Source organism: Bordetella petrii, assembly GCF_020991325.1.
Taxonomy (GTDB): Bacteria; Pseudomonadota; Gammaproteobacteria; order Burkholderiales; family Burkholderiaceae_B; genus Bordetella_A; species Bordetella_A petrii_E.
The window spans coordinates 1-22,725 of sequence record NZ_JAJMLX010000045.1 but is presented as its reverse complement, the minus strand read 5'-3'; the positions used below and the strand labels follow the sequence as shown (position 1 = coordinate 22,725).

Below are 22,725 nucleotides of genomic sequence, written 5' to 3'. Positions count from 1 at the left end.
GACGGCCCTGCCGACGCGGGGGTGCCGCTGGCGCAGGTGCTGGCGGCGGCCGGCGTCGCCAGTGTCTCGGGCGACGGCCATGCCGGCACCGGCAAGGAACTGAAGAAGCAGTACTCCATCAACTCGTATGGCGCGCATTTCGTGGAAGTGGCCTGGCATCTCGCCACCGCGCGCCTGCGCGTGGCGCGCGTGGTCACCGTCATCGACGGCGGCCGTATCGTCAATACCCGCACCGGCCGCAACCAGATCGAGGGCTCCATCATCATGGGCATAGGCATGGCCATGCTGGAACACACCGAATACGACCACCGTTCCGGCGCGCCCGTGAACCGCAACCTGGCCGACTACATCGTGGCCACGCACGCCGATGCGCCGCAGCTGGATGTCAGCTTCCTGGACTACCCAGACTACATCTGGAACGAAGTGGGCGCGCGCGGCATCGGCGAAATCGGCCTGGCCGGCATCGCCGCCGCCATCACCAACGCCGTCTACCACGCCACCGGCGTGCGCGTGCGCGACCTGCCCGTGCGCATCGAAGACCTGCTGTAGCCAGGTGCCTGGCTCCCGCCAGGGTGCCAGGCACCGCTATGCGCCACGACTGTCTTAGTTGGACGGTGTCTGACACCCCTTGCGGGGAGTCAGACACCCATGGGGCCTGTAGCGTAATTACCCGGCTGTTGCTGGGTGTCTGGCTCCCGCCAGGGTGCCAGACACCGTCCCGCCACTACCAGTGCAGCCCCAGCCCGGTGCTGTATATCGATTCGTTCAGGCTTTCGCGCGTGCCGGTTACCTGGTTGCGCGCGTACTTCAGGTATAGCGACATCCAGCTGTTCACGTTGTAGCGGACGCCGGCCTCGCCGTTGATGGACAGTTCCGCGTCGCCATTGAAGGGCCGCATCAGTTCGCCCTTGGTGAACAGTTCCACCTGCTTGCCGCTGAAGTACCGCACATAATCCCAGCGCAGGCTGCCCGCGTAGGAATTGTCGCTGGCGCCGTCGCTGTACCCATAGTGCACGCGGCCCACCAGCGCCGACAGCGAGAACGCGCCCAGCTCGTTGTCCCAGAACTGGTAGCCGGGCCCGGTGCCGTAGGCCGTCTGGCGGTTCAGGTCTTCCACCCAGTCGCGCCGGTGCATCACACGTCCCTGCCAGAATGCCTTTTCCGTCAGGAAGCGGTCCAGCGTGTAGTCCAGGCCGTAGTTGTTGGTATTGACGTCATTGTCTTCCGTGGTGCGGCGATAGGTACCGTTGAACTGGTGGCGCCACAGGCCATGCCGCACCGTGGTATTCAGCGCGGCGGAATAGTCTTGCGTCTCGGTCGAGGCCCGCTTTTGGTTGGCCGCCAGGTCCACGCGCCCGGTCACCGCCGCCTCGTTCAGGAAGGGGTGGGGCCGCACCACGCTTTCCAGCGAGTCCAGGGGAACGTTGGCTTCCACGGGCTGTTCCCCGTCCGGGTCGCGCTGCACGCCATTCAGCACGACGGTGCCCGCCTCGGCACCGACCAGCTTGGCCCGGTAGTCGTGCACCATCGATGCATCACGCACCACCAGCGGCGTATCGCTCTGCAGCGTCTTGACCTTGTCGAACGCGATCCGGATGTCGCCGCCATATTCGGTGTGCACCAGCAGATGGCCATTATCCAGCGACTGTATCGTGCCGGTAATGCGGTCGCCATTGCTCAGCCATACCGTGTCGGCGCAGGCCGGGCCGGCCAGCAAGGCCAGCGCCAGCGCCGTCAGGCGCCATGAACCGGGAATAAAGGGGCGTGCGGAAACAGTCAGGTGTCGTGGCATGGGCGGCTGGCAAAATAACAAGCCGCCATGCTAAACGCGCCCGCGGCCCTCCATGTGACCGTTTCCGTCCGGCGGCAGCCCGCCCTTACACCTGGTATATAAGCCAGCCGCTGCGAGAGATCGGCTTGCCAATCGCAACATTCGGCAGCTTGCGCGGGCTGTCAGGTGGGTTCGGGCGGGGGGCCTGCCTCGGCTGCTGGCGCATCCTTGCGCCGGCTGCCGAAGCGTTCGGCGAACTGCCGCGTGAACACCGCGCCGAAGAAGAAGATCTGCGCCGAATAGTAAATCCACAGCAGCAGCGCGATCAGCGAGCCGGCCGCGCCATAGGCCGACACCGTGCCGCCGCGGCCCAGGTACAGGCCGATCCCCCACTTGCCGACCAGGAACAGCCCGGCGGTGACGATGGCACCCGGGATGACATCGCGCCACGGGATGGCAATACTGGGCAGCAGCTTGTATACCACCGCGAACAGCGCGGTGACCACGGCGAAGGAAAACAGGTTCGCGATCCAGCCCGCCACCAAGGCAAAAGTCGAGTGTTCCCACAATTCGCCGTAATAGCCCTTGGCCGCGCCCAGCGCGGCGTTCATCATCAGCGACAACAGCAGGAACAGCGCCAGCACCAGTACCAGGCCGAACGACACCATGCGGCTGCGCACCATGCCCTGCAAACCCGATCGCCGTTGGCTGGTGGCGTCCCACAGTTCGTCCAGGCTGGCCTGCAGTTCGGCAAACGCCGTGGTCGCGCTGAACACCAGCACCATGATCGACAATAAGGCCGCTATCCAGCCGCCGCTGGACTCCTGCGCGCTGGCCAGCACGGTCTGGATGACCTCGGCGCCGCGTGCGCCGGTCAAGTCCCGCACCTGCGAGAACAATTCCGAACGGACCGCGGCCTCGCCAAAGAAAATGCCCGCCACCGCGATCACCAGGATCAGCATGGGCGCCAGCGAGAACACCATGTACAAGGACAGCGCCGCGCCCTTGCTGGACGCCCGGTGGCTGGACCACTGCTTGGCCGACGCCACCAGCAGCTTGTAGATTTCCGAAGGGTGCAGCACTTGCAGCAAACGGGGCGAGATAGTCATGGCGCTCATTCTGCAGTCGAGTCCACGCATTGTAGGGTGCGCGGTTGCCCGGCCACAATTCGCAAGCCGCGTGCCCGGGCTGCCGCTGCCGGCGCCACAAAACAAAACACCCCCGGGGGCGAACCCCGGGGGTGTGGATCTGGCGCACCCCCGGCAGGCCGGGAGTGCAGGCCGAGGGCCTGGACTTAGAAGTCCATGCCGCCCATGCCACCCATGCCGCCGGGCATGGGAGGAGCAGCGGGCTTGTCTTCAGCCAGTTCCACCACGGCGGCTTCGGCCGTCAACAGCAGGCTGGCCACCGAGGCGGCGTTTTGCAGGGCGGTGCGGGTAACCTTGGTGGGATCCAGCACGCCTTGCTCGACCAGGTCGGTGTACTCGCCGGTAGCGGCGTTGTAGCCGAAGTTGCCCTTGCCCTTGAGCACCGTGTCGACCACCACGCTGGCTTCTTCACCGGCGTTGGTAACGATGATGCGCAGGGGTTCTTCGACGGCACGCAGAATCAGCTTGATACCGGCATTCTGGTCGGGCGTGTCGCCCTTCAGGTCGGAAATGGCTTGCTTGGCACGCAGCAACGCCACGCCGCCGCCAGCCACCACGCCTTCTTCCACCGCGGCACGGGTTGCGTGCAGGGCGTCTTCGACGCGGGCCTTCTTTTCCTTCATTTCGACTTCGGTGGCAGCACCGACGCGGATCACGGCAACACCGCCGGCCAGCTTGGCCACGCGCTCTTGCAGCTTTTCACGGTCGTAGTCGGAAGTGGCTTCTTCGATCTGGACGCGGACTTGCTTGACGCGCGCTTCGATCGACTTGCTGTCGCCAGCGCCGTCGATGATGGTGGTGTTTTCCTTGGCCACTTCGATGCGCTTGGCCTGGCCCAGGTCTTCCAGGGTGGCCTTTTCCAGCGACATGCCGGTTTCTTCCGAGATGACCACGCCGCCCGTCAGGATGGCGATGTCTTCCAGCATGGCCTTGCGGCGGTCGCCGAAGCCAGGCGCCTTCACGGCGGTGGTCTTCAGGATGCCACGGATGTTGTTCACCACCAGGGTGGCCAGCGCTTCGCCTTCGACGTCTTCAGCGATGATCAGCAGCGGACGGCTCGACTTGGCGACTTGTTCCAGCACGGGCAGCAGGTCGCGGATGTTGCTGATCTTCTTGTCGAAGATCAGGACGTACGGATCGTCCAGCGCGGCGACTTGCTTGTCGGGGTTGTTGATGAAGTAGGGCGACAGGTAGCCGCGGTCGAATTGCATGCCTTCGACGACGTCCAGCTCGTTGTCCAGCGACTTGCCGTCTTCGACGGTGATGACGCCTTCCTTGCCGACCTTGTCCATCGCGTCGGCGATGATCTTGCCGATGGATTCGTCGCTGTTGGCCGAGATGGAGCCAACCTGGGCGATTTCCTTGCTGGTGGTAACCGGCTTCGATTGCTTGGCCAGTTCAGCCACGGCAGCGGCCACGGCCTTGTCGATACCGCGCTTCAGGTCGATGGGGTTGAAACCGGCGGCAACGTACTTCAGGCCTTCTTGCACGATGGCCTGGGCCAGCACGGTGGCGGTGGTGGTGCCGTCGCCGGCGTTGTCCGAGGTCTTCGAGGCAACGTCTTTCACCAGTTGGGCGCCGATGTTCTCGAACTTGTCTTTCAGTTCGATTTCCTTGGCAACCGACACGCCGTCTTTGGTGACGGTGGGGGCGCCGAACGAACGCTCGAGCACAACGTTGCGGCCCTTGGGGCCCAGGGTGGTTTTGACGGCATTGGCGAGGACATTCACGCCACGGACGATGCGGACGCGGGCGTCGTCGCCGAACAGGACTTGCTTGGCAGCCATTGTTAGCTTCCTTCGAAAATTCGGTTCAGGTAATTACTGGATCACGGCGAGGATTTCTTCCTCGCGGATGACGAGCAGCTCTTCGCCATCGACTTTCACCGACTGGCCGGCATACTTGCCGAACAGCACTTTGTCACCAGCCTTCAGGTCGACCGGCAGCACTTTGCCGTCTTCGGTCTTCTTGCCCGGGCCAACGGCCACGACTTCGCCTTGATCCGGCTTTTCGGCGGCGCTGTCGGGAATGACGATGCCCGAGGCAGTCTTGCGCTCGTTGTCCAGGCGTTTGACGATCACGCGATCGTGCAGGGGACGCAGGGCCATGAGGAACTCCTGTTTCTATATAGAGAGGGTGAAAATGATCGGTTTCAAGCCGACGTAGTGCATCGTTAGCACTCACCGGCAGCGAGTGCTAATTATAGGGATGATGAAAGGCGATTCAAGGGGGGAAGGGGGTGCTGTTACATTTTTGGCAGCAGCGATGTCGATGCCGAATTTCATTCAAGTTGGAATTCTGTTCACTGAAGTTGGAACTGTCCCCAAAATCTAGAGCCAAGCCTGGCGCGGCTTCCCGGCCGATTTTCGGGGGGTTAGGTCCTCCCGCCGCGCCCCTGCGCGGCCCGTCCTAGACAAGCCATAATGGCGAATCGGCGCTACGGTGCCGCCCACGTTCCAGGACCATAGTGCATGACGGTGGTGAACCAAGAGCCGTTTCTTCGTACCGTTTCGCCGTCGCCTTACGCGGCAATGTCAGCACGCTTCCCGGGATGATGCAAAAGCCAATCGATTAGGATGGTTAGCCCAGTTTGGATTTCAAGTGTAGATCTACTACTGGAAAAACTGGCTCACCGACGCCGTGCTCACTAGTCCCGCTCGTGGCTAAGCTCCATGACAGAGCTTCTTGTTCAGTTCCGAAATCGGAACTATTATCTCGGCATGACCTTGTGATTGGCACGAGGTCCGCTCTAGGAGCAAAGTCATGTCCCTTTCTCTCGCCATTAACGGCGATATCATCCTTGACGGCCACAACACTGGGCTTAGCCTTACCCAAGACGACGGCTACACGCGGGTCTTCAGCGTGATCAGTGGAGCCCCTGTTAGGTTGCCCAGTTTGCGCTATACCCTGTCCGCCGACGACTCGGTTGGTGGCGTTCCTGGTAGAGCACAACTTGAGGCCGATTTGCGCTTTTGTCTGAAGTAAATGACAGGAACTGATCTTAAGACTATCCGCGAAGCCTTGGGCTTATCAGTGCCCTGGTTCGCGGATTTTTGTGCAGTCCGGGAGCGGACCGTCAGGCACTGGGAGTCTGGGCGCAATGCTGTTCCCGAGGGCGTAGCAACGGCCGTCGTCAAACTGGAAGAGGCATCTAGGGAGATGACAGAGAGTCTCATTGCCCAGGTGCACGCTCTGGCTTCTAAGTTTGGAATACCGAGCGGGCCTATACCGGTCGTGCGCTATGCCGAAGACAAGGATCTGGCACACTACCAGCCGAAGATGAAGGGCTTGCCTGCCACGTTCCACGCCGCCGCGATTGCGCGGGCTCGATGGGCACTGGCGGGCATAATTGAGATCGAGGCCCACATACTAGATGCCGGAGCCTATGAAACATGGCGTAAGTCCACACATCAAGCGGACTCCCCAGAGCTGCGGGCGCAGTTCGTGGCGCCTGATCGGCGGGTGCGAAAGGTGGTAGAAGGGTAAAGGGACCGCGCTATACGTCTGGTGGTTGGCTTCGTCAAATGGAGGGGCGCCGTGCGTGAGAGGCGCTGGTAGTTAGCAATGTGTCACCAAGAATCCTGGTCGGCAGCTTCATCTATCTCTCGGATCAACCGAAGTTCCAGCCGGGCCTCAAGCTCTGCTCCATCCTAGTCTATATATACCTGTGGCCGAGGTAGATCCCCAATGTGCGCGAGGCTGTCTGGTGTGAGCTGGGTGCCCATTTCAATCTTGAGACCGGAAGGATCGTTAGCTGGTCGTCTTGTCGCGATGCTGGCTCTTTAACGGTCGCGAGTGCGCTCCGTGGCGGACGCAGCGTCTTGAGGTTAGCTTGGCTGCCACTTGCCACGAATACATGACATCCCCTCGTCGTGCCGGATACTGGACGGGGTTTTCCCGGCGTTGGTCTTGTACTCATCCATGTACCTGTTGCCGCTCATAAAAATCTCCTCGACTACCATAATTTTCGCCTTCGAGATATCTACGAAATTCTGGTCGATTCAGCGGACTCATTCCAGGGAGTTAGAACTCTCGTCAAGCAGATCTGATTCTTCCAGGCATCGTTTGCGGTGAATTTGGCGCCGCCTTCGTTCTGAATGCGTACCGATACCGTTCACCTGATGGAGTGGACTGATGGTAAACGAGCCATGAAGTTGCTGCTGAACCATTTCGAAAGTTCCGAACGCTGCTCGGACCTTCATTATCTTGATCTCTTCTGTATTTCCAACTACCAGCTTCCGGACTTCGTCTAAGTCTCGCTGACAGCGAGCGCCAAGAATGATTTCGCGAAGCTCGAACGCCGGATTAAAGGGAATATAGTGGTAACCGTTCTCGTCGCCCTTGCCGTTCAGTCGAGTGAGATATCGCCATTCTTGCTCGTATTTCCATTCTTCATATTTTGTGGTGGCGACAGTGCGAATCACGTCCTCGTCAGTAGCAACCTCCAACGGCAGCTTATCCAAAATGTAGTCTAGGCGTTTTGGCTTATAGCTAACCTGTTTGACAGTTTCGGTGGCAACATCTATTCCTAGGCACACGCCTGTATGACGCTCTGCGTAGTGCGCCCACATTAATGGACTTTTCCAGCGTTGGCTGAGACTGATAAATCCAAAGCTACCGACCCAGTATTCATAGAGCGCCGAGAAATGACGACGGAACCGCCGATCTTTTTGTGCAGGACTCAAAAGTTCAAATGGGTCATTCACTCTGTCGAACGTGGAGATCCGAATTCTCATATCTGGAAGGATGTACCGTTCAAGCGTTGCAAGACTCGTCATGTAGTAGAGGCGCATGTCGCGGGCCTGCTAAGTTTCAAAAAGAGTTGTTGACAGCGCAGCCATGCGCTGGTTCTCGTATGCAAGAAAAAGATCGAAAATTCCTACTTCCCTGCAGATCCGGGCTACACCCATGCCGCGCTCGGCCATCAACGTTCTAACAGCCTCTCGAGAACCGCTGCCACGTAAGGACTTGTTTGATTTCTCTTACGCAACCACCGATATCAGGAAGTGCCTGCGGTCTCCTGTGTGCCCTCATCTGGAAAGGTGTCACTTCGCGCTGGTGATAGCCCGAGTGCACTGTAAATGCGTAAACGTGGGCCCGTTGCCTCGTCGTCTTCATTTGGTTCGCCCAGCTGTTCGATAATTTCTCCCACATGTGCCGCATCGACTTGTTGGAGTGCTTGCCTGAGCTCATCACTATGCCGCTCCAAATAGACGATTGCGTGTTCGGAGTTCTCTAGTCCTGCCACGACCAATGGCAAGATGATCTTCCGCGTAGTAATGCTGGGACGCTTGGTTAGGGGAAGATCATTCATGAGTGCCGAGTAGGAAATAATCGCCGCTGTTATGCCAAGAGCATGAACGGCGATGGGAGCTAGCAGATCCACTAGATCCTGGGCCAAACCTGTGCGGCTATTCATCGGCATCGCGCGCCAAGCAATGTCCATGTCGGAGGTTGATGTACATGTCTGATTCAACAATGCCACACAATGCGCCGAAATGGCGGCTTTGAGGCGGTCAGGAGCGAGCGTAAGGTTTGCATCCATCACTCGTTGCTCCAACAGTGATAAAAGCCCGTCCTCTTCAAACAGCGCCTCCTGCAGACGGATCGCATCCTGGCTGAGTAGCCATTGATCTATTTTTCGGTAGAAGGCTAACCAACCGGGCTCTTGGCGCTGAGCGTTGTCAGCCACGACCGGTCTGGTTAGATCAAGCGGCTCAAAATCCTCCCAGAGTTCTGTTTTGTACGCGTTTCCTGAGTTCTCAAGAATGGTAGCGATCTCCATTCCGAGTAAGTCTTTAAGAAAATCGTAGTGGGTCCAGATCGTGTCTGGCCTGGGCGCCGACGAGCGCACGCTGCGTATAGTCTGGGTAATGACCTTTTGTGCCGTTAAAGTGGCTTCTTGACTATTCGCCGCATAAGAGATCCATTGGGAGAGTGATCGGTTTTGGGAAACTAGTGCTGCAACTTGAACAAGTACCGGTTCAGAGAACGCGCCTTCGGTAATTTTGGTGCGAGTCGCATTTTGCTCAGTCGTTAAGTTGCCGAACGGGTGGGCCTGCAAATCCTTCGCTGTGGGAGCTTTGCCTTGATTGGAGTCAAGGATGATCCAAAGGCAGCTGCCGATGATCTTGGTGGCAGCCTCCCCAGGTTCCATCTTCTCGGCGACACTAAAGTGATGGTAGATGGAGCCACTATCCAGGAGTTGCTTGCGAGCAGCAATGGCTGCTTTTTGATCTCCCGCTTTCGTGAACAGAAGCGGATAGACTAAGTGAAAAGCATGTAGATCGTCTTCGTCGCTGATCTTATTGTCCTTGAGGTACGTGTTCAATACCTCACTGAATTTGGTGATGTCATGCCCATTGGTTAAGTGTGAAAGCTGATTCCAGGCGTGGTAGAACACCCCGGGTTCGGCGGTCAATCTCGACTGGAGGTTGGCCACCAATTCATTGCTCCGAGACAGCTTAGTGAAGTCGGTGAGCTTCAAATTTGTGTTGTCTGCGCCATAAGCGATACCAAGGAGGAGGTCGACACCTTGCGGAACGGCTATATCCTTGATGAGTTGAGTGGCCTCATCGCTGGATAGTTGCGCGGCGATGCCACTGTGCATCGCTAACATAAATTCAATCCACTGTTCACCTTCTGAAAATATCCGCTCACTAATCTCTACTGGTAGACCTCGATCTAGAAATGCTATCAGCGCTTTCGTAAGCTCCCGGCTCTCATTGAAATTGCAGATCTGATAGAGACTGATGAGATCGGTATGGTCCTTCCACTGAGACGGCGCGACACCCGCAAGCGCGGAGAAGCTGTTGAGCAACGCGCGTTTTCCCTCGAGCTTCTGAGCCGCACCCGTTTTGAGGGTTGCGAGATTTCGGGCAGCATGCTTGAACTGGGTTATAGAAGTCGAAGCCCATCCTTTTGCGTTATCTCTATAGACATCTGGCAGAATGGCATCCCACCCCGGAGCGTTAAGAATGCCGTTGAGCACTTCCTCATCAATGCGGGCGGTGAAAATTTGTTCGATTCGCCCATGCAATAGCACCTGCAGTGCGTATTGTGCGTCTACGTTGTACGTGAGTGCAGCAAGATGGGCAAACAGGTTAGGCTCTGCCGCTAAATCTCGCAGACGTTCGTCGATCTCGGAAGGGCGTCGAAGAATTCCAGGATCACGTACAAAGCTGTCGCGCTTCGCCAGAAACAGTGCCACAGTGGGTAGTGGTATGCTCCCCTGCCATTGGTCCCAAAGGGTAGTCATAGCATTGATGAAGGCTATGATCTGACGAGGTGTTGTCGCTTCGCTGCCTCGAGACAGGTCAAATATCTTGAAGACGCGATAGGTATCTTCGTCGTTGATCTCTTTTCCCAGTACCTTATCGAGGTTCTGTTGGAAAAATGCTGAGGCATCCGCAATGACCGGTGGCGCCACGAAAAGAATGGCGTCAAAAGACTTGCGCAGCACGTCATCCTGGGCCAGTGCGCCTGCCTTGTCGTGCGACTTCAAAGCTTCGACGATGTGGTCCCTATCGTACGGAACGATAACGGTCACTTTTTTGTCCACGCCATCTCGGGTGCGCTCGCTCGCCAATATGCTCCGAATGTTGGACCAGGCTTCGGCAATTCGGCCTGCGGGAAGCCGATCCACGTTGTCTATGACGACGATGATTCTTCTCTGTTCCGTTTGGAACTGGGAAATAATGTCCTTGAACGTCTCTTCGAACTCGTGCTGGGATGGGTCGACTTCTCGCACTCGTTGGTCAATATTTGTGGTCTCGGCATCCTTCGAGAAAACAGACAGGGTCCGCGAGACTGCTTCGAGCCAGCTCATCGGCCGACCGGCTCTCGCCACCCTGGTATCCTCTTTTTCGCCCACCAACTTGCGTAATATTGGCCGACTTGGAGGCTGGTCCTTAAGTCTAAGCCGTACGACATTCCAAATTGTGGCTCCAAGCATTAGTCCGACTATGCCAAGCGCGCCATAAGAGGGCCGGTCGAGGAAGGGCACCCCTGATTTTGAGATCCCAATCGGACTAAGCCAGACGTAGATCAATGGCAAGAGCAGCAGAAATATAACGACGAGCAACCCGAACTTACTGAACTTCTTCGTGTTCTCGGTCCGCGTGTGAACGGTCCGATTGGTGATCGAATCGTATATAGTCGCAAGTTTTGATTTGTTGGCTCCGGGCAGTGTTTCGAGCCATGTGATCAACTGCTCCAGAAAAGTCCGACGGAAATTTCCTGTTTGTGCTGTCCAAAGATCGAACGTAAAGATCTGGTACGTTCGCTTTCGGTCGGCCGGCGCATCGGCGGAATCTGATTCCAGCTGCTTTTTCGCTATCTCGACAATCGATGACTTGCCAGAGCCCCAGCGCCCTTCCAATCCAATAGCTCTGGTCGTCGCGTCAAAACTGTAGATTAACGATGCCAGTGAACTGGCCGTTCGGGCATGAGCACCACCTGAAAACAAATCACTATCAGTGGGTCTGTCAAAGATGATTGTCCGGCGTGCTTTCACAAAACCGTTCACAGGTTCCTCCCGTCGCTGACATCTTTTTGATTTGTTATTTATTTAATACATATAGATACGAACTGCAAGGAAAATTCTAAGACGTTACAGCGAATTAGGGTTGAGTGTTGCCGGTAACTTGGGGCACCAGTTCGAGCCACATCGGCTCCAGGACAGGTTTTCAACCGGCGGCATCCGGCAGCTCAATTCAAATTGACGTTGTGCGCTATCGCATGGAGTGCAGACATTGCCGGATTCGACATCAACATCCGCGGAGTGGCCAAGGGGGAAATTGCAAAGTTCAAACTTCAATGAAATTTCTATCGCAAAATTCAAGCTTAAGTGAAACTCTAGTGCAGAAGTGAATGGTCCATTTCTTGTAAGCCGTTGGTTTTATTGATTTGTATGTTCAGACTTGAATGAACTTCAACAGTCGACGTTCGCCTATACCTGAACTGTCCCAAAAACTAGAACCAAGCCTGGCGGGACTTCCCGGCTGACTTTCGGGGTTAGGCTCTTCGTCGCGCCCCTGCGGGGCCCATTCCAGAGAGACAGGCCATAATGGTGCATCGGCGGCATGGACCTCGGTTCCAGGACCGTAGCGCACGATAGGAAACCAATGTACTGATGAAGATTTCTCTTGAATCGCCTAGCCAGCCTGACGTATTACAGCTCATCGACGATCTGGACGCCTTCCAAAAGCCGCTCTACCCCGCTGAGAGCCATCATGGCATTGACATTCATGCACTTGAAAAGTCGAATGTGCTTTTTGCCGTTGCGCGAGACCATGACGGCCACGTCATTGCCTGCGGCGCCATGGTCTTGCAAGCCGCCTATGGCGAGCTTAAACGCTTCTACACGAAACCATCCCATCGGGGAAAGGGAGTTGCACGCGCAGTGCTGTGCTTTCTGGAAACGCAAGCAAAAGACCAAGGCTGCCCTCAATTTGTGCTGGAAACAGGCAATCTCCAACAAGAAGCAATAGCGCTCTACGGCCGTTGCGGCTACCAATGAAAAATAGGGGCGGCAATGGGGTTGTCGAGTTTCAGCGTGTTGAGAACTTATTGGGCCATGCCCCGGATACGAACCATCCAGGCGGGCAGGTAGAAAAGTACTAATAAAACTGGTCCTGTCTCCTCTTACGCGGCCGCGCGCACGTTTCTATAGTGGGCTTGTCCTCGGCCGGGTTCGCGGCGACGTCGTGGTTCCGGCTCCAGGCCAATTCCCGCAACGCAGGAAATGTAAGGAGTGTGTCATGGACAACGACCGCATCAAGGGCACCGCCAAGGAAGTGAAGGGCACAATCAAAGAGAAGGCCGGCAAGCTGACCGGCAATCGCGATACCGAGGCCGAAGGCAAGATGGAGAATGCTGCCGGCAAGGTGCAGCGCAATGTCGGCGAGGCGAAAGACGAGGCGCGCGACGCGCTGAAGAAGAAGTAGGTTCGGCGGCCGCCGATTCGGCCGGGGTCGGCGGATGCTTTCCATCAGGCCCCGTGGGCCGCCTGCAAGGAGCGCATGATGAAAAAGACATTCTGGCTTGTATTGACGATGGCCGTGGCGGCCGCCTCGGCGGGTTGCAACACCATGGAGGGTGCCGGCAAGGATATCGAGCGCGGCGGCGAAAAGATCCAGCAGCAGGCGCGGTGATTGTGACGCCGGGCGACGGGGCACATCAGCCCGGGCCCGGTATATTGCCCCGGCTGCGAAGCCCCGGGGCGGTTGGCGTGCCGAAATTTTCTGCCAATAATTCTATAAACGTTGTATTATCGAATAATGAATGAAGCTCACGCCATCTCCGCCCTCGGCGCGCTTGCCCACCCTCAGCGGCTGCGCACCTTCCGTTCCCTGGTGGTTGCGGGTCTGCCGGGGCTTACCCCCAGCGTCCTGGCCGACCAACTCGGCGTGGCCCGCAATACCTTGTCGTTCCACTTGAAGGAACTGGCCCATGCCGGCCTGGTCACCGTCGAACAGCAAGGCCGGAACCTGATCTACCGCGCGGACTTTTCCCGGATGAATGGGTTGCTTGGCTACCTTACCGAACATTGTTGCCAAGGCGCGCCCTGCGAGGTTGCCAACCCCACGGCGTGCACGGCGTGCTGATCGGGGCTTGCACGCAGTCCATTGCTCGATTCGCCTCTACCAGACACAGGGGATAACTCGATGTCGTCCAATGCACCGGCGGCGCCTGCTCTGCCGCAGCGCCCCGCGATGAGCGTTTTCGAACGCTATCTCACGTTGTGGGTATTTCTCTGCATCGTGCTGGGGGTCGTACTCGGCCAGCTCATGCCCGGGTTCTTCCAGGCCATCGGGCGCCTGGATGTCGCGCAAGTGAATTTGCCGGTGGGAATTCTGATCTGGGTGATGATCATCCCGATGCTGCTCAAGGTGGACTTCGGCGCGCTGGGCCAGGTCAAGCAGCACTGGCGCGGCATAGGCGTGACCCTGTTCATCAACTGGGCCGTCAAGCCGTTCTCGATGGCGTTCCTGGGCTGGCTGTTCATCCGGCAGGTCTTTTCCCCCTGGTTGCCCGCAGACCAGCTGGACAGCTACATAGCGGGCCTGATCCTCCTGGCCGCCGCGCCATGCACGGCGATGGTGTTCGTATGGAGCCGGCTGACGGGCGGCGACCCTGTCTTCACGCTGTCCCAGGTGGCGCTGAATGACACGATCATGGTGTTCGCCTTCGCGCCCGTCGTTGGGCTGCTGCTGGGCCTATCGGCCATCACCGTGCCATGGGACACGCTGCTGGTATCGGTCGGGCTGTACATCGTCATTCCGGTCATTCTTGCCCAGTTTTGGCGACGCGCGCTGTTGCGCCGCGGGCAGGCGGCCTTCGACCGGGCGCTGGAGCGAATCGGGCCGTTCTCGATGGCTGCCTTGCTGCTGACGCTGGTATTGCTATTCGCGTTCCAGGGCGAAGCCATCATTGGCCAGCCGTTGGTGATCGCGATGCTGGCCGTGCCCATTCTCATCCAGGTGTTCTTCAATTCAGGCCTGGCTTACTGGCTGAATCGCCGTGTCGGCGAGAAGCACAGCATTGCGTGCCCGTCCGCCCTGATCGGGGCGTCCAACTTCTTTGAACTGGCCGTCGCAGCCGCGATCAGCCTGTTCGGATTCCAGTCTGGCGCTGCCCTGGCGACGGTCGTGGGAGTGCTCATCGAGGTGCCTGTCATGTTGCTCGTCGTGCGCATCGTCAACCAGAGCAAGGGCTGGTACAACGCCGGCCTTCAGCAGCACTGACGTGCAAGCCGTCTCGGTTCGGGTAGTAGGCACTTTAGGAACGGCCCAGACGCTGGCCTGGGCGTCATCCTACTACCTGCCGGCAATGCTGGCGGATGCGATGGCTGGCGACCTGGGCGTGTCGGCGCCGACAGTCTACGCCGCCTTTTCCGCTGCCATGGTGGCCTCGGCGCTTGTGGGTCCGTGGGCCGGACAAGCGATCGACCGTCGCGGCGGCCGTATCGTCCTGGCCAGCACGAGTTTGCTGTTTGCACTGGGGCTGGGCATGCTCGGCATCGCCCAGGGGCTCTGGACGATGGTGGCGGGCTGGCTCGTCATTGGCGTGGCGATGGGGGCCGGGCTTTATGAAGCCGCCTTTTCCAGCCTGGTGCGCCTTTACGGCCATCATGCCCGTGGCGCCATCACGGGGATCACCTTGATCGCCGGATTCGCCAGCACTGTTGGATGGCCGCTTTCCGCCTGGATGGAAGCGCAATCCGGTTGGCGCGGCGCATGCTTCGGCTGGACGATCATGCATCTACTGATTGGCTTGCCGCTGAACGCCTGGCTTCCCAAAGCGCCAGCGGTGGCAAAAGCGGAAAGCCTGAATGCCGCGGATGCGAAGCATGTCGACGCGTCCCCGGCTTCCGAGCCGGGGCAGCAACGGTATGCCACTGTCCTGCTGGCATTCGTGTTCGCGGCAACATGGTTCATCAGCACGGCGATGGCCACGCATCTGCCGCGGATGTTGGAAGCCGCGGGATCCACGCTCGCCGCAGCCGTGGCCGTGGGAGCGCTCATTGGTCCCGCACAAGTAGCCGGCCGGCTGCTTGAGTTCGGCCTTCTGCGGCAAGTTCATCCATTGCTGTCAGCGCGGCTGGCCGCGCTGGCGCATCCTGCCGGCGTGGCGGTGTTGCTGACCGGCGGCCCAGCGATGGCCCCGGTGTTTGCCATCCTGCATGGGGCGGGCAATGGGATCCTGACCATCGCGAAGGGCACTTTGCCGCTGGCGCTATTCGGCCCGCTGGGCTATGGCGCGCGCCAAGGGTGGCTGATGATGCCGGCGCGGGTCGCACAAGCGCTTGCCCCGTTTGTCTTCGGTGTCGCGCTGGATGCCTGGGGATCCAGCGCGTTATGGCTGTCCGGAGGTATCGGCCTGGCTGCCTGCTGCGCGCTGATCCTGCTGCGTGCGCGGCCCGCAGCCCATTGAAATCCAGTCTTGCTTTAACAGAGGTATCTTATGCGTTCCGTCACGATCTATCACAACCCCGCTTGCGGGACATCGCGCAATGTTCTTGGCTTGATCCGTAACAGCGGCGAAGAGCCGGCGATTATCGAGTATTTGAAGACTCCGCCCGACGCCGAAACGCTGAAGTCGTTGATTTCTGCCATGGGCGTGCCGGCGCGGGACGTACTCCGGCAGAAAGGCACGCCATACCACGAACTGGGGTTGTCGGATCCGAAATGGACGGAAGCGCAACTGATCGACTTCATGCTGCAGTATCCGATTCTGATCAACCGTCCCATTGTGGTTACCCCGCTTGGCACGCGCCTGTGCCGCCCCTCAGAGGCGGTTCTGGATATTCTGCCGCAACCACAGCGCGGCGCATTCAACAAGGAAGACGGCGAGCCAGTGATCGACGCGGAAGGCCGCCGTGTCTGAGCTCGTGCACCTGCCCAACATCGACGCGTCGCTATTGCACGCGCCCAGTGCCGCGGAACTGGGCGCGCCCAAGCGTGCGATCCATGCGCCGCGCTTCCTGGTGCTGTATGGATCGTTGCGCGAGCGCTCCTACAGCCGTCTGGCTGCCGAGGAGGCCGCGCGGCTGCTCCAGGCCCTGGGAGGCGAGGCGCGCTTGTTCAACCCCTCCGGTCTTCCGTTGGTCGATGACGCCAGCGACAGCCATCCAAAGGTTCGCGAGTTGCACGGCCTGGTGCAATGGGCGGAAGGGATGGTCTGGAGTTCGCCGGAACGCCACGGCGCCATGACGGGGCTGATGAAGACGCAGATCGACTGGATTCCGCTGTCGGTAGGCGCCGTGCGTCCGACCCAGGGTAAGACGCTTGCGGTCATGCAGGTGTCGGGCGGGTCGCAGTCGTTCAATGCCGTGAATCAGATGCGCCTGCTGGGCCGCTGGATGCGGATGCTGACCATACCTAACCAGTCGTCGGTGGCCAAGGCGTATCAAGAGTTCGACGATGCAGGGCGCATGAAACCTTCGCCCTACTATGATCGCGTCGTAGATGTCATGGAAGAACTGATGAAGTTCACCTTGCTGACGCGCGATGCCGCACCTTATCTTGTGGATCGATATAGCGAGCGCAAGGAAACCGCGGCTGTCCTTTCGGCCCGGATGCGGCAACCATCCATTTGAGCGGGCGCAGCTTCTACGCGACTGGCGCAATGCGGCCTGGACAGAACGCGGCGGGTTCCGGCACGACCCGCCACGTTGCGGATCGGCGTTATTGCGGAGCGACCCCGGTCTGTTCGATCAGGTCGCCCACGATCCGGTTTTCCGAATGCAGCAAATCGGCGCAAGCGTCCAGGCTCGCACAAGTGAAAGGACGGCTTGCCAGTTCTTGGAGCCCTTTCACGACATCGGGTTTATAGGCGATTCTTGCCGTGGTCTCATGGAGAAGCTGCTTGATTGCGGTCGGTGTGCCCGAAGGAACCAGCACGCCCCAATGCGTCTCCACATTGATCGTTACCCCTTGCTCTTCGAACGTGGCAACGTCCGGAAATTGAGGCAGGCGTTCGCTGCCTGTCACACCGATAACGCGCAGGCGGTCGCCGGAGGCATAGGGCACCAGTGCAAGCGCGGTATTGAACGCGGTTTCGATCAGCCCCCCTATCTGGTCGGTCACCGTGGGAGCGGCGCCTTTATATGGGACATGATTCATGGTGATTCCGACTGCTTTACTGAGTTGCTCCGCCGCAAGGTGGTAAGTCATTCCCACGCCGGAAGATCCGTAGTTCACTTGCCCCGGCCGCGCCTTGGCGTATTCGACCAGTTCTTTTACGTTGTGGATCGGAAGCGCGGCGTTCACGGACATGGCCAGCGGCGCGGCCGCAAACTGGTTGACCAGCGTGAGGTCCTTTTCAATGTCGTAGGGAATATCCTTTTGCAGATAGGGCAGGCCCACCGCCGTCATCGTTCCGTTGAACAGCAGCGTGTATCCGTCAGGCTTGGACTTTGCGACCTGATTGTTTCCTATTGCACTTGCGGCGCCAGGCCGGTTCAGCACGATCACGGTTGTGCCCAGCTCTTTTTCGAGGTTCACGGCAAATAATCGCGCTGCAATATCGCTTGGCCCGCCTGCCGAATACGGCACGACCAGGTTTATAGGGCGGTCAGGATAGTTCTCGGCTGCCGCCGCATTGCCTTGCAGAAGGAAGACAAGGGCTACGGATGCGCAGATACTCGGTTGTCTCATTGTTTTTTCCATGCAGGGGCGTCAAGGGCTAGGTGGAGATGAAATCTATTTTTCCCCGTCCCTGGATCACCAGATACGTCGTCGAGGTCGACTCGGTATTGCGGACGAGATGCCGCCGGCCAGGTTTGATCGCGTAGCTGTCGTCTACGCCAAGAATCACCGTTTCCTGCGGGTCGAGCAGCGATATTTCCACTCGTCCCCGAACCACGTATATCGTGTCCTGCACCTCGGTATGGTGGTGCCAGGGAGTCGATCGGCCCGGGGAAACCTGCAATTCGGTGATGCGCAGTCCCGGATAGTCGACATGCCTGACCCGGCGCTCCGCTTCATACGGAGGCGAACTTGTGTTTATGTCGGTTTTTTCCATTTGTGCAGCTCCTGGCCTTGTAGAAAGCACATACGAATTCCTGCTATATCGATTCGTTGCAGGAAAACAATTTTTCCAATGACCGCGCGGCATGGATCACGGCACCGTCGTTGGCGCGGGCCCCGATGAGAGACAGCCCGACCGGGGCGCCATCGACCTTGATCCATGGCATGGATACCTGGGGCAGCCCCGCCAGGCCGGCCGCAGAAACCAGTTGCTGCACGCGGTGCCGTTCTTCTGCGAGCAGGCCCGCCGGGCTACAGCGCGACGGTGCCGGGCCAGGCACCGTAGGCATGAGAATGATGGCGTCGTCCGAAAGTATCTCGGCCAGGATCTGCGTGGCAGTCTCGCGAACGAGCCGTTCTTGCCTGATTTCTTCGGCGCCTATGCGGGATGCAGCCATGAAATGCTTGAGGATGTTGTCAGCCAGATGCGCACCGTTTTCGGCGACCCAATGGCCGTGCTCCATCCAGATTTCAGCGCCGGCAAGCACGCGGTAGGCATTCGCCCAGGCGTTCAAGGGCAGGGTGCCTGCGGGTATGGATTTCCGAGGCAAATCCAGTTTCATAAGCAGGTTGGCCATCGCGACTCGCACTTCCGGGCCGCAGATGGCCAGGGCATCCTCGGGAACCACCCACGAACGCGGCTCGCGGACACGCGCGTCGGGAACAACGACATGCAAGACATCCATCAACACTTTTCCCGAGGCCGTGAACCATCCGACCGTGTCAAAGCTGGGAGCCAGCGGAAATCCCGACATTCCCGCGCAGCCATGGGATGGCCTGATTCCCCAGATTCCGCAGTAGCTCGCGGGCAGGCGTGCCGAACCGCCGCAATCGGTGGCAAGCGCTATTTCGGCATGGCCGCCGGCCACGGCCACGGCCGAGCCAGAGGATGAGCCTCCGGGTAGACGCCGCGGATCAGCGGGATTGACCGGCGTGCCGTAATGCACATTGGAGCCGGTCAGGCTGGAGGCGAGTTCGTCGGTAACCGTTTTTCCGGCCCATCTTGCGCCGGCAGCGAGCAGTGCCGACACAGCAGGAGCCGAGGTCTGCGCGATAGGTTGCTTCCGCCACCACGCGGGATTGCCGGCCCCGGTACGCAAGCCGGCCACATCGAATACGTCCTTGACCGCCAGGCGCAGGCCTTCAAGCCGTGAGGACGTTTGCGGAACTCGAGGCTGGTAGTTCAACCCATCCTTGACGAAGGCGCCATGCATTCCTGCCTGCGTAAGGCTCGGATGTTCCGTTGCGCCGGGGGCTTCGCCGTGTTGGCCGGTTGTGCTGATTGCGTTGGCTCGCATATGTCATTACCGTTCGTCGTTTGGGATGGCTGGAGAGGCATTATTGAAATCCGGCCACGCGGCGACAAGCGAGTATTGGCAATATGTGCTTTTGTCTTAGGCAAAAGCTGCGCGTGCTACGATCAAACATGCACTACGACCTGGTGGATCTCAAGCTATTCGTAGCGATCGCAGACGAAGGCAGTGTGTCCCGCGGTGCCCAGCGTTGTCACCTGGCTCCGTCGTCCGCCAGCCTTCGGCTGAAAGCGCTTGAAGAGTCTTTCGGAACCCGCCTGTTTACACGGCAGGCGCGCGGTGTCATTCCCAACGCGGCCGGCATGGTGATGTTGGAGCACGCGCGCCGCTGTATTGCGCAATTGGGGCAGATGCACGCGGACATGACGCCGTTTTCGAGCGGGGTATTGAATCATGTCACCCTGTTCGCCAATAACAACGCCATCAATTCCTGGCTGGCCGACGACCTCTTGCCGTTTTTCCGGTCTTTCCCGTCGGCGCGTATTGCGCTGGAAGAACGGCAAGGCCCCGACATCGTGGCTGCCGTGGCGCAGAAGCGCGCCGACGTGGGCATTGTCGCCGTGGCGGCGGAGCATCCAGAACTGGATTTCCTGCCCTATCGCGAAGACAGGCTGGTCGTCGCGGCCCCGCCCGCGGCAGCCCTGGCCCGGCAGGAATCCACACGCTTTGCCGCTTGCCTGGACCTCCCGTTCGTATGTTTGCTTAACGGTACGGCGATGCATACCTACCTGATCAATTTCGCGCAGGCACTGGGACGGCAGCTCGACGTACGCATGCAGGTCTCTGGATATCCTGCCGTGCTGCGGCTGATCGCGTCGGGAGTGGGAATAGGCGTCGTGCCTATGTCGGCTCTGGCCAAGGAATCCCTTGACGATATCGTCATCGTTGGACTGGATGAGCCGTGGGCGGCCCGGCACCATCGATTGTGCGTCAGGCCTGAAACCGCTCAACGCAATAACCTGGTGAAGGAACTGATCGCGACCCTGCTCGAAGCCGGGAACCTCCATCACGGGATTTGACCGAGACCCTGGTTCAAGGCTGAATGCGTGACATGCGGCAGCAGGAGAATCCCGGCGAATTTCTGTTCCAGGCCCGCGTTTATTTCGCCGAACCAGGATTCTTGCGCTGGTTCGCATTGAAGCGCGCTTTCTTCTGCCGGTTCCCGCATGTGTTCATGTCACACCATCTGCGGGTGCGGCTTTGGCTCGAGTCGAAGAAGGCCGCGCGGCAGGTAGGCGATGCGCACAGGGCCAGTTTCCCGTACCGTTCGCCCGCGATGATGCTGATCGCGTCGGCGGCGATCACGCTCAGGGCGTCTTCCACGCCGCAAGCCGGGCCAAGCTGCCATTGCCGCGAGCCCTCGGCCGTCAGGACCGCGGCGGCGCGGCCCTGGATGCTGTAGTTATTGATGATCTGCACGGAAGACGCGGGCAGGGCCGCCCCCTGCGCGGCCGCTGTCGCCACGGCGTGGATCGCTTCTCTCAGTTCCCGGGCGCGCTCCAGTTGGGCAAGCGTGCAGGAATTTACGGCCAGGCCTTGCACCGCCAGCCAGTCCATCAGCCGTTGGGGCGTGGGAATCCGTTCCACGGGTTGTCCTTGGCGCTCGGTCAGCGTCCCGGTGAAGCTGGTGGACAGCACGCTGCCAAGGCGAAAGTCAGGAAATGGGGTGCGCATGGAACCATCTTAGCCGGTTGACGATGTTCTCGACAGCATGTTAGAACCGTCTTAGCCGGTTCTTGATGGTTTGCTGCCGGTTTCACCTTCTTGCCAGGAGATCCCATGCCCCGTCCCAGTCACGACATACAAGCATTTGAAGCCCGCGCAAGCGACGCCGACCTCGACGACCTGCGCGCGCGGCTTGCCGCGGCGCGGCTGCCGGAGGCCGAGACGGTACGGAGTGCCGCGCCCGGCCCGCGCCGATGGGAGCAGGGCGTTCCGTTGGCGGACCTGGCCAGCGTGGTGGACTACTGGCGCACCGATTACAACTGGCGGTCGTGCGAAGCGCGCCTTAACGGCATCGGGCAGTTCCGCACCACCATCGATGGCCTGGGCATCCACTTTCTGCACCGCCGTTCCGGGCGCGCAGGTGCCACGCCCCTGGTCCTGACGCATGGCTGGCCAGGCAGCGTGGTCGAATTCATGGATATCGTGGACGAATTGGCAAACCCGAAAAATGCGGACGCGCCGGCGTTTCATGTCGTGGCGCCCTCGTTGCCGGGCTTCGGCTATAGCGACAAGCCGGCCTCCACCGGATGGGGAACCGAGAAAATCGCGGCCGCGTGGGTGGAACTGATGGGACGGCTGGGCTACGGCAAGTTCCTCGCCCACGGTGGTGACTGGGGCGGTGTCATCACCGCGATTCTCGGCGGCAGGTTTCCAGCCAACGTGCTGGGCATCCACACCACGCTTGCGCAGGCGCCGCCTGGACTGAGCATGGATGGGCTGACGGCGGCAGAGCGCAGGTGGGCCGAAGAAACGCGCGACTTCTGGCGCTACCGCGCCGCCTACGCGAAACAGCAGGCGGCCCGGCCGCAAACTATCGGCTATTCGCTGGTGGATTCACCGGTTGGGCTGCTGGCCTGGATTCTGGACAAGTTCGCCGAGTGGACCGATACCGACGACAGCCCGTTCGAGACGATTTCCCGCGACCGCATTCTTGATGACGTCACCTTGTATTGGCTGACGCGCACGGGCGCGTCGGCGGCCCGCATTTACTACGAAAGCCACGATTCGCTCGATCCCGGGCTTCGGGTCGATGTGCCGGCGGCAATCAGCGTTTATCCCCGCGACATTGAAAAATGCCCGCGACCCTGGGCGCAGGAGCGGTATCGCCAGATCGTGCGCTGGCGGTCGCCCGAGAGCGGGGGGCATTTCCCGTCGCTGGAGGTGCCCGGGTACTTCGTCAAGGATCTGCAGGAGGGCCTGGCGGCGGTGCTGGCGGCTGCCCGATGAAGTCGCGC

General features: G+C 59.6%; 22 protein-coding genes. 12 read left to right on the top strand and 10 right to left on the bottom strand.

What is annotated here, in order from left to right:
* A partial coding sequence (locus LPZ50_RS07105; protein ID WP_230659250.1) for a molybdopterin cofactor-binding domain-containing protein occupies positions 1 to 549 on the top strand: 549 nt, incomplete at its 5' end.
* 175 nt (positions 550 to 724) lie between these two features.
* On the opposite strand, the gene LPZ50_RS07100 is transcribed toward LPZ50_RS07105, so the two are convergent.
* The 4 genes from LPZ50_RS07100 to groES form a co-directional block, all read right to left on the bottom strand.
* Positions 725 to 1,792: a DUF481 domain-containing protein gene (locus tag LPZ50_RS07100; RefSeq protein WP_230659248.1), complete on the bottom strand. Its 1,068-nt coding sequence runs from the start codon at positions 1,790 to 1,792 to the stop codon at positions 725 to 727.
* A 161-nt stretch (positions 1,793 to 1,953) separates the two neighbouring features.
* Positions 1,954 to 2,880, bottom strand: a complete 927-nt coding sequence (locus LPZ50_RS07095; protein WP_230659246.1) for a YihY/virulence factor BrkB family protein — start codon at positions 2,878 to 2,880, stop codon at positions 1,954 to 1,956.
* A gap of 185 nt (positions 2,881 to 3,065) precedes the next feature.
* Entirely contained in the window at positions 3,066 to 4,706 is a 1,641-nt protein-coding gene (gene groL, locus LPZ50_RS07090; RefSeq protein ID WP_230659243.1) for a chaperonin GroEL, read from the bottom strand.
* Between the two features lie 33 nt (positions 4,707 to 4,739).
* Complete coding sequence (groES, locus tag LPZ50_RS07085; RefSeq protein WP_012250823.1) at positions 4,740 to 5,027, bottom strand: co-chaperone GroES; 288 nt, start codon at positions 5,025 to 5,027, stop codon at positions 4,740 to 4,742.
* Between the two features lie 655 nt (positions 5,028 to 5,682).
* Here groES and LPZ50_RS07080 point away from each other — a divergent pair.
* Positions 5,683 to 5,904 carry a hypothetical protein gene (locus LPZ50_RS07080; RefSeq protein ID WP_230659241.1) on the top strand — a complete coding sequence of 74 codons (222 nt, stop codon included), beginning with the start codon at positions 5,683 to 5,685 and terminating at the stop codon, positions 5,902 to 5,904.
* Between the two features lie 1,025 nt (positions 5,905 to 6,929).
* On the opposite strand, the gene LPZ50_RS07075 is transcribed toward LPZ50_RS07080, so the two are convergent.
* Together LPZ50_RS07075 and LPZ50_RS07070 are read right to left on the bottom strand one after the other, a co-directional pair.
* Complete coding sequence (locus tag LPZ50_RS07075; RefSeq protein ID WP_230659239.1) at positions 6,930 to 7,712, bottom strand: DUF2971 domain-containing protein; 783 nt, start codon at positions 7,710 to 7,712, stop codon at positions 6,930 to 6,932.
* 206 nt (positions 7,713 to 7,918) lie between these two features.
* Positions 7,919 to 11,446, bottom strand: coding sequence for a P-loop NTPase fold protein (locus tag LPZ50_RS07070; RefSeq protein ID WP_230659237.1), 3,528 nt, complete (start codon positions 11,444 to 11,446; stop codon positions 7,919 to 7,921).
* A 606-nt stretch (positions 11,447 to 12,052) separates the two neighbouring features.
* Between LPZ50_RS07070 and LPZ50_RS07065 the strand changes: the two genes are divergently transcribed.
* The 8 genes from LPZ50_RS07065 (at position 12,053) to arsH (ending at position 17,020) form a co-directional block, all read left to right on the top strand.
* Positions 12,053 to 12,439, top strand: a complete 387-nt coding sequence (locus tag LPZ50_RS07065; RefSeq protein ID WP_230659235.1) for a GNAT family N-acetyltransferase — start codon at positions 12,053 to 12,055, stop codon at positions 12,437 to 12,439.
* Between the two features lie 241 nt (positions 12,440 to 12,680).
* Complete coding sequence (locus LPZ50_RS07060) at positions 12,681 to 12,866, top strand: CsbD family protein (protein WP_230659233.1); 186 nt, start codon at positions 12,681 to 12,683, stop codon at positions 12,864 to 12,866.
* Positions 12,867 to 12,974: 108 nt separating this feature from the next.
* On the top strand, positions 12,975 to 13,073 hold the full coding sequence (locus tag LPZ50_RS07055) for an entericidin A/B family lipoprotein (protein ID WP_419195573.1): 99 nt from the start codon (positions 12,975 to 12,977) through the stop codon (positions 13,071 to 13,073).
* A 126-nt stretch (positions 13,074 to 13,199) separates the two neighbouring features.
* A complete protein-coding gene (locus tag LPZ50_RS07050) occupies positions 13,200 to 13,526 on the top strand; it encodes an ArsR/SmtB family transcription factor (protein WP_230659229.1) in 327 nt (108 codons plus the stop codon).
* 60 nt (positions 13,527 to 13,586) lie between these two features.
* On the top strand, positions 13,587 to 14,666 hold the full coding sequence (gene arsB, locus LPZ50_RS07045; protein ID WP_230659227.1) for an ACR3 family arsenite efflux transporter: 1,080 nt from the start codon (positions 13,587 to 13,589) through the stop codon (positions 14,664 to 14,666).
* Position 14,667: 1 nt separating this feature from the next.
* Positions 14,668 to 15,855, top strand: a complete 1,188-nt coding sequence (locus LPZ50_RS07040; RefSeq protein WP_329957650.1) for an MFS transporter — start codon at positions 14,668 to 14,670, stop codon at positions 15,853 to 15,855.
* Between the two features lie 30 nt (positions 15,856 to 15,885).
* Positions 15,886 to 16,308, top strand: a complete 423-nt coding sequence (gene arsC / locus LPZ50_RS07035) for an arsenate reductase (glutaredoxin) (RefSeq protein ID WP_230659226.1) — start codon at positions 15,886 to 15,888, stop codon at positions 16,306 to 16,308.
* Positions 16,301 to 17,020: an arsenical resistance protein ArsH gene (arsH, locus tag LPZ50_RS07030; protein WP_329957649.1), complete on the top strand. Its 720-nt coding sequence runs from the start codon at positions 16,301 to 16,303 to the stop codon at positions 17,018 to 17,020. Before arsC ends, arsH begins: the two co-directional genes overlap by 8 nt.
* An 88-nt stretch (positions 17,021 to 17,108) precedes the next feature.
* Here arsH and LPZ50_RS07025 read toward each other — a convergent pair whose 3' ends face one another.
* From LPZ50_RS07025 to LPZ50_RS07015, 3 genes are read right to left on the bottom strand one after another with little or no spacing between them, the layout of a single operon-like run.
* Entirely contained in the window at positions 17,109 to 18,080 is a 972-nt protein-coding gene (locus LPZ50_RS07025) for a Bug family tripartite tricarboxylate transporter substrate binding protein (RefSeq protein ID WP_230659225.1), read from the bottom strand.
* A 28-nt stretch (positions 18,081 to 18,108) separates the two neighbouring features.
* Entirely contained in the window at positions 18,109 to 18,447 is a 339-nt protein-coding gene (locus LPZ50_RS07020) for a cupin domain-containing protein (protein ID WP_230659223.1), read from the bottom strand.
* Between the two features lie 43 nt (positions 18,448 to 18,490).
* Entirely contained in the window at positions 18,491 to 19,750 is a 1,260-nt protein-coding gene (locus LPZ50_RS07015; RefSeq protein ID WP_230659222.1) for an amidase, read from the bottom strand.
* Positions 19,751 to 19,878: 128 nt separating this feature from the next.
* On the opposite strand from LPZ50_RS07015, the gene LPZ50_RS07010 reads away from it, so the two are divergent.
* The gene (locus LPZ50_RS07010) at positions 19,879 to 20,784 is read left to right on the top strand and encodes a LysR family transcriptional regulator (protein ID WP_230659221.1); all 906 of its coding nucleotides are present in this window, start codon (positions 19,879 to 19,881) and stop codon (positions 20,782 to 20,784) included.
* 79 nt (positions 20,785 to 20,863) lie between these two features.
* Here the strand turns inward: LPZ50_RS07010 and LPZ50_RS07005 are convergent, their stop codons facing one another.
* Positions 20,864 to 21,439: a CGNR zinc finger domain-containing protein gene (locus LPZ50_RS07005; RefSeq protein ID WP_230659219.1), complete on the bottom strand. Its 576-nt coding sequence runs from the start codon at positions 21,437 to 21,439 to the stop codon at positions 20,864 to 20,866.
* Positions 21,440 to 21,544: 105 nt separating this feature from the next.
* On the opposite strand from LPZ50_RS07005, the gene LPZ50_RS07000 reads away from it, so the two are divergent.
* On the top strand, positions 21,545 to 22,717 hold the full coding sequence (locus LPZ50_RS07000; RefSeq protein ID WP_230659216.1) for an epoxide hydrolase family protein: 1,173 nt from the start codon (positions 21,545 to 21,547) through the stop codon (positions 22,715 to 22,717).
* Positions 22,718 to 22,725 lie beyond the last annotated feature (8 nt).